Source organism: Streptomyces sp. NPDC091972 (assembly GCF_044756385.1).
Lineage (GTDB): Bacteria > Actinomycetota > Actinomycetes > Streptomycetales > Streptomycetaceae > Streptomyces.
The window spans coordinates 1-6,367 of sequence record NZ_JBIVSV010000031.1; the positions used below are offsets into that span (position 1 = coordinate 1).

General features: G+C 68.4%; 6 protein-coding genes and 2 pseudogenes. 6 read left to right on the forward strand and 2 right to left on the reverse strand.

What is annotated here, in order from left to right:
- Positions 1-246, forward strand: a pseudogene (locus ACIQJT_RS41585) (hypothetical protein); the annotation flags it as partial.
- A gap of 82 nt (positions 247-328) precedes the next feature.
- On the opposite strand, the gene ACIQJT_RS41590 reads toward ACIQJT_RS41585, so the two are convergent.
- A complete protein-coding gene (locus ACIQJT_RS41590) occupies positions 329-754 on the reverse strand; it encodes a hypothetical protein (protein WP_402650663.1) in 426 nt (141 codons plus the stop codon).
- Between ACIQJT_RS41590 and ACIQJT_RS41595 the strand changes: the two genes are divergently transcribed.
- The 5 genes and pseudogenes from ACIQJT_RS41595 to ACIQJT_RS41615 all read left to right on the forward strand — a co-directional run.
- Positions 753-1,043 (forward strand): hypothetical protein, encoded by a 291-nt coding sequence (locus ACIQJT_RS41595; protein WP_402650664.1) that lies wholly within the window; start codon positions 753-755, stop codon positions 1,041-1,043. The two genes, ACIQJT_RS41590 and ACIQJT_RS41595, sit on opposite strands and share 2 nt — an antisense overlap.
- Before the next feature lie 588 nt (positions 1,044-1,631).
- On the forward strand, positions 1,632-1,964 hold the full coding sequence (locus tag ACIQJT_RS41600; protein WP_402650665.1) for a MerR family transcriptional regulator: 333 nt from the start codon (positions 1,632-1,634) through the stop codon (positions 1,962-1,964).
- A 575-nt stretch (positions 1,965-2,539) separates the two neighbouring features.
- Positions 2,540-4,039 (forward strand): aldehyde dehydrogenase family protein, encoded by a 1,500-nt coding sequence (locus ACIQJT_RS41605; protein WP_402650666.1) that lies wholly within the window; start codon positions 2,540-2,542, stop codon positions 4,037-4,039.
- 26 nt (positions 4,040-4,065) lie between these two features.
- Positions 4,066-4,740 carry a TetR/AcrR family transcriptional regulator gene (locus ACIQJT_RS41610; RefSeq protein WP_402650667.1) on the forward strand — a complete coding sequence of 225 codons (675 nt, stop codon included), beginning with the start codon at positions 4,066-4,068 and terminating at the stop codon, positions 4,738-4,740.
- Positions 4,741-5,245: 505 nt separating this feature from the next.
- Positions 5,246-5,560 (forward strand): annotated as a pseudogene (locus ACIQJT_RS41615) (transposase); the annotation flags it as partial.
- Positions 5,561-5,581: 21 nt separating this feature from the next.
- On the opposite strand, the gene ACIQJT_RS41620 reads toward ACIQJT_RS41615, so the two are convergent.
- A complete protein-coding gene (locus tag ACIQJT_RS41620) occupies positions 5,582-6,085 on the reverse strand; it encodes a hypothetical protein (protein ID WP_402650668.1) in 504 nt (167 codons plus the stop codon).
- Between the last annotated feature and the right edge of the window lie 282 nt (positions 6,086-6,367).

Sequence of the window (6,367 nt, forward strand, 5' to 3'; positions counted from 1 at the left end):
AACGCGGTGCAGCAACTCGGCGGCACTCTCGGCGTCGCCCTGCTCGGCAGCCTCTTCTTCCATGCAGCCGCTCCCGGCGACCCCACCCCGGCCGCTGCCGCGCTCACCGGCGCCCGCAACGCCTTCTGCCTCGCCGCCGCGCTTATTCTCGCCACCGCGGTAACCACGGCCATGATGCTCCCGCAGCGGTGCTCATCGCCCTCGAGCCCGGATCAGCCCATCGTTCCCGATGCCGCGGCCAGGTGACAGCTTTGGAGCGGAGGGCCGTCACCCCATACGGGCTTGAAGATCAACCCATTGCCCCTTTGACGCGTATCGGGGTTGGACATCACCGAACCCCTTTGCGCCTGTACGGGCTTCGGCTCGTCCTCGCCGTCGTCGCCGTGCGGGTCGCGAAGCTGCCGCAGGCCCGGCACCGCAGGCCCGGCACCGGCGGTCGGGTGAAGGCGTAACGGCCCAGGAAGTTGATGTGGTCGTACTGGAGCGGGGAGAAGCGGGCGAGCAACGCGTCGGTGACAGGGAAGCCGTCGGCGGCCAACTGGGTGGCCATCAGGGAATGCAGCAGATCGAGCGCGTCGTCCACCGTCGCGGTCTCCAGGTGCCGCACGGCCGCCAGCAGGGTGGCGGTCTGCCTCGTGACCTCCAGTCTCTTCAGCGTGGGAGCCTTCGAGGTCAGCCCGTACCGGGCCAGCCCGGTCATCCGCGCGGCCGGGACTCCGGAGCCCGAGCAGCCGGGCAAGGTCCTCGATCTCATGGCGGCCCTGACCGAGTCCGTTCAGCAGGCCAAGGCCTCCCGCGGCGAGGACACCGACGCCGACGTCCACGAGATGCCGAAGAAGAGGACCGCGAAGAAGCAGCCCGGCCAAGAAGGCCGCAGCGACGAAGACCACGAAGAAGACGGCGGCACGCCGATCGCGCAGCGCCTGAACGCACCTGGCGCCCCGGCGTTTGTGAGGCGCTGCCTGCTGGCGCTCCGGCCTGCAGGCGGTTGGTGGAGGCGCGGCCTCGCTGAGCGAAACCGGGCCCGCAAATGCTCTGCGTGATGCGGGTCTGCCCTGGCTGTTCTGCTTGGTCGCTGTCACCTCCCAACGCGATCAATGAAAATCTGTGCTGGCGAAAGTAGACATTGGATGGTGTGGGAGATATGGTTTCTTCGTAGTCGAGATCAAGAAGGGCCCGGCAGACACGAACTGCCGGGCAGCAGGACGTAGTTGCAGTGTGCAGGACGGTGCGGCGGTGGAGTTCCGAAGCCAAGTTGTTGCAGGGCGGCGACGGGACTGACGGCCGGACCGGGTGGCCCGCAGTGATCAGGGGCCGCCGTCAAAGTGGCGCTGTTCCAGGCCACCAGCAGTACCGGTTTGGCAAGTGATAGATCAGAGGGAAGAACGGAGGAGCCCGCGCCATCAGGATCGCCCGGACGAGCAGTGGGTCCGGGTACCGCAGGACATCGATAGTGAGGTGGTCTCCGGTCACGCATCCGCGATCCCCGCACCCCCGGCAGCGTTCAGGCCGGGCACGCGGAAACAGAAGGCCGGCGCATTACTGGGGCCGGCAGATGGTGTAGCAGTTCCTTCGGGGCCCTGGTGCGAGATGCACCAGGGCCCCTCCAATGTGGTGCACAGAGAGGTGCGATGGCAGCAGACGATCCCTTCAGCCGTCTCGACGACGACGACTACCCCGCCTACACCATGGGCCGGGCTGCCGCATTGCTCGGCACCACCCAGAGCTTCCTGCGTGCCGTCGGCCACGCCGGCCTCATCACCCCGCTGCGCTCCCCAGGCGGGCACCGCCGCTACTCCCGTTACCAACTGCGCATCGCCGCCCGCGCCCGGGAACTGGTCGACCAGGGAACTCCCATCGAGGCTGCCTGCCGCATCGTCATCCTCGAAGACCAGCTCGAAGAAGCCCGGCGCCTCAACGACACGCTGCGCGATTCCCAGGCCCACGACCGGGCTCCCGCCTGAACGGCCGTCCTGATCACGGGTCTTCCAGGCTCTGACAGCCGCCTTCACCGCGCACTGCACCGTCATCCTCCGGCCGTCACCTGACGCGTGTGCGGGCGCGCGGTTGCCAACACTGGAACGGGCCGCATGGTCACCCAGGTGTCCACGGGCTGTGTCGACCCGCCTGGTCACACCGGGCTGCCGGTCATATCCCCGCTCGTGTCGTCGGTCAGCATGACCGCCGCCCGCGCAGCGCGTTGGCAGGGAGCGCTGCCACTCCAGCCCGAAGAAGGGCCAGGCCCGGCTCGGCAGCCGAAGCGCCGCCGCGGTGCCGGGGGCGCCCGCCGTCGAGCGCGCCGTTCAGGCTGTCAGGTAGGGCCGGTAGCCGGTAGCCGGTAGCCGGTAGCCAGTAGCCGGTGGCGAGCATGATCGCGTCGGCTTCCTCTCGGCCGTTCGTCCGGCAGACCTTCGCGCCGTCGATGCGGGTGAAGACGGTCTAGCCGCCGGATGCCGACCCTCTCGCTAATAGAACAGCGTTCTCTTGTCAACGGAACGGTGTTCTCTTAAGCTGGGCGTGCCGATCCCAGGAGGAAGTCATGCTCACCCCGTTAGCAGAGGCCACCAACCCGGCGGGCCTGCCCGTCGACAGCCCCGGGCGCATCGACGCCGTCTTCGCCGCCCAGCGTGCCGCCTACTCACCGGCCGACCATCCCAGCGCCGAGGAGCGCATCGACCGCATCGAGCGCCTGGAGCGCCTCCTGCAGCACCACTACCGGGACCTGACCGCGACGCTGGAGGCGGACTTCGGTTACCGCAGCCCGGACCAGATCCTCGCCGCGGACATCTACCCGGGGATGGCTCACGCGGCCCACGTGCGCCGCCACCTGCGCACGTGGATGCGGCCGCGGCGCAAGTCCAGCGGAGCGCTCGGCCTGCTCGGCGTCCGCAGCCGGGAGTACGCCGAACCGTTGGGCGTAGTGGGCATCATGTCGCCGTTCAACGCGCCCGTCAGCCTCGCCGTCGATCCCGCCATCGACGCCCTGGCCGCCGGAAACCGGGTCATCATGAAGCCGAGCGAACTGACTCCGCGCACTGCGGCACTGTTCCGGGAATTGGTGCAGAACGCCTTCGACGAGCGCGAGCTCGCCGTGGTCACCGGGGGTGTCGAGGCGTCGGCGCACTTCGCGGCCCTGCCGTGGGACAAGTTTCTGTTCACCGGCGGTACTGCCACGGGCAGGCGCATCCTGGAGGCGGCCGCGCCGAACCTCACCCCGGTCATCCTAGAACTCGGCGGGAAGTGCCCCGCAATCGTCCTTCCCGACGCCGACATCCGCGCCGTGGCCGGTCAGATCGTCCAGGGCCGGCTCGGCAACTCCGGGCAGATCTGCCTGTCGGTGGACTACGCGCTCGTGCCCGAGGAGCACCTGGAGACCTTCCTCGACGCCGCGCTCGACGCCGCGGTCCGCACGTATCCGACAGTCCAGGGCAACCGCGACTACTCGGCCATGATCAGCGTGCCGGCGTACGAACGGATCCTCGCTCTCGTCGACGAGGCCCGCGCCTCTGGGGCCCGCGTCTTGCAGCCGCCCGTCCACGCTGCCGAGGCGCCCAGCGCCGAACGCCGTCAGCTCCCCCTGACCATCGTCGTGAACCCGAAGCCCGGCTCCCGCATCGACCAGGAGGAGATCTTCGGCCCGATCCTGTCCGTCTACACCTACCGCTCTGTCGATCAGGCCGTCGCGCTCGTCAACTCCAAGCCGAAGGCGCTCGCCCTCTACGTCCTGGGATGGAACCGTCGATCCATCGAGCACATCGTCACCTCCACGTCCACCGGCGGCGTCACCGTCAACGCCGCGGCGCTGCACGCCATGTCAGGCAGCATTGGCTTCGGGGGGGTCGGCCCGAGCGGAATGGGCCGCTACAAGGGCGGCCGCGTCGGCTTCGACGCCTTCTCCAATACCAAGGCCGTCGTCCGTGCCAGCCGGCTCCTGCTGCGCTTGGCGGGCGACAACGCCGCACCGCCGTTCCGCTCGGACCGCGCGCGCAACAACCTCTTGCGCATGGCCCGCCTGCCCCGTCCTGCCGAAGGGGCGTGAGCGGCGGGAGGGCTAGGCTTCCCTGCATGAGCAGTACCGCCAGTTTCCAGCGGGCGCGCCGGCCCGAGCAGGTCGCGGCGCGGCGGGAAGCCATCCTCGACGCCGCGCGTGACCTGCTCGCGGACGGCCGGTCAGCAGACGTGAGCCTCGGTGACATCGGCACACGCACCGGCCTGGCCAAGTCCGCACTCCTGCGGTACTTCGGGTCCAGGGAAGCGATCTTCCTGGAGATCCTCGACCGCGAGTGGAGGCAGTGGCTCGACACCCTCGAGGCGTCCTCCCCACCCCCGGGCAGCGGCCTGTGGGCCACCGAGCGCGCCCTCGCGGCCGGCGTCGCCGACACCCTGGCGCAGCGCCCGGTCCTGTGTGACCTCATCAGCGTCATGGCCGGCGTACTGGAACGCAACATCGACCTGGACTTCGCCCGCGACTTCAAACAACGCGCCGCCACCAACACCGACCGGCTCGCCGACCTCACCGCCGCGACGCTCCCGGCATTGTCCGCTGCCGCGGCCCACCAGTTCGCGGGAGCCGTGTTCGTGATCACCGCCGGCCTGTGGCCCTACGCCCGGCCCACCGACGTCGTCGCGGCAGTGAGCGCCCAGATGGGGCTGCCTGACCCCGAGGAGGCATTCTGCACCAACCTCCGCGCTGGCCTGGTGACCCAGCTCATCGGCCTGTCCGCCCAGGCCGGCGCCTGACACGGCACGGGTGGGCGCTGCTGGGGTTCACCGTCTCGGTGGTGATGTGTGCGAGGGCGTCCTGGAGAAGGCGGACGGCATCCTCCGCCCGCGTGTATTCCTCAGGGTTTGGCAGGACGGTGCCGAAGGTGCCGCCGCCCTCAGATGGCAGGGCGCGAAGCGGGGTGATCATCATCGTTCGCCTCCTCACGCCAGGCCTTGCGGACCCGGTGCCATGCCTGGACGTCAGGCAGTTGCTCCAAGATGCCTCGAACAGCGAAGAGCAGAACGGAGATGACGCCTGTGCCCGCAAGGAGCGACCGACGTCTGAGGCAGGTCTGAATGGGGCCACCGCTGTCACCACGCTGCCGAACGGCTTCACGGATTCCCAGGTAGGTACCGAGTTCATGGGTCCGCCGTTCGAACGGCCGGGTTTCGCCAGCGCGGCGAGCCGGACCATGTCGTCGGCGTCGCCGGCGCCAAGGATCTCGGCGCGGTACTGCGAGGGCAATTGACGGCGTCCGGTCCGCACCTCGGCACCCGTCATCTGAACGACCGCGAGGCGAGGCGTCAGACCGTCGGCCGCACCACCTTGATCGCCGACGGGGGCTATCGAGGCACAGGCCTGGTCCTCCCGCACCGCCGCGAGCGAGGGCAGAGCGAACTGCCGGCTTGGAAGGAAGATCACAACACTTCTCACCGCCGGGTTCGCGCCCGTATAGAGCACACCTTCGCCCGCATGAAGACCTGGAAGGTCCTCCGCAACTGCCGCTTGAAGGGCGACGGCGTCCATCACGGGATGAGAGGCATCGTCCGCCTGCACAACTCGCGCTCAGCCGGCAGGCGAGCATTAGATGAGGACCTACCCTCCCCAGGCCTCCGGCCCTTGCTTGACGATGACGAGTCCGTACGCCTGGTCGGAGGGCCAGAGATCCACCTGATACAGAAAGTGGTCACCCGAACCTCCACCAGTGCCGACCGGTGGTGGTCCGGCCGGGACGTAAGAGACCCGAGCACGTAGCAGTTCAGCGGGAACAGTCAGGCTCGGCCCGTCGGCAGGGCCGGTGCCGGGGCTGGACATGGTTAGCCGACCGGTTGGCACGTCGAGGTCGGTCTCCACGATGTGCTCGGCCGCTGGGTCAGTCGCTGGTGTCGAAGCGTGGACAGTGATGAGCGATTCGACCATGTCGTCCCGAGCCGTGCCAACAGAGATCGAGTGCGGTTCGACACCGATGCGGTGGCCGTGGACCGCTTCGTGCGTCCAGCCTGCGGGTGCCAGGTACGGGGCCATCGCGTGCTCGGCGATCCATGCGTTATAGGGATCAATGTCCTGGACGTAGAACTGCCAGTGATCGGCGTCGATCATAAATCTCAGCGAAGCGTCAGCCACTGGCGCAGACTATCGAAGCCGATGGGTGCTACTGAGGCAGGTGCGATCCAGCGCGTCAGCCCAGGGCAGGCGAGACCAAGCGGCCACGGGAACCCCTCCTCGATCGCTCAGTCAACCCCCGTGTTCTGAAACGGCCCCAGACTCGTTTACGGGGCAGCCCTTAGTTCTTGTTCTGCGTCTGAAGGGGTGTTTTGCCTCTTGCCTCGTGGGCTGGTTGTCTCCGGGGGACTCTGGATCTGTTCTGTCGGGCGCTGTTGG